Below are 364 nucleotides of genomic sequence, written 5' to 3'. Positions count from 1 at the left end.
GGAAGTCTCCGCATCGTGCAGCGGCTGATAGTGCAGCACGAACTGATCCTTCGCCACGGCAAGCGCCAGTTCGGCTTCGAGCAGACGGCGCTCCTGCAGACGCGCGTCCATCCCGGGCTCGAATGACCGGCAGGTGCCTCGGCCCTCCATCTTGGCCTTGTAGAGCGCGAGGTCGGCATTTCGGATCAGGATTTCCGAGCTCTGTCCGTCGTCGGGAAACACGGCGATGCCGATGCTGCCGCCGATATTGATGGTGTGGCCCTGTATCGGGAATTCGCTGGAGAGCGCATGGATGACGCGGCTCGCCAGCGCGCCGGCCTGGTCATCGCCATCGAACAGCAACTGCAGGATTATGAATTCGTCG

General features: G+C 62.6%; 1 protein-coding gene. It reads right to left on the bottom strand.

Annotated features, from left to right (window positions below; translation table 11 throughout):
• The coding region (locus tag EN852_RS36470) for a diguanylate cyclase (RefSeq protein ID WP_135879731.1) at positions 1-364 on the bottom strand (364 nt) is incomplete at both ends.

The organism is Mesorhizobium sp. M2E.F.Ca.ET.209.01.1.1, assembly GCF_004010375.2.
In the GTDB taxonomy this organism is placed as follows: Bacteria; Pseudomonadota; Alphaproteobacteria; order Rhizobiales; family Rhizobiaceae; genus Mesorhizobium.
This window is presented reverse-complemented; position numbering and strand designations above follow the sequence as displayed.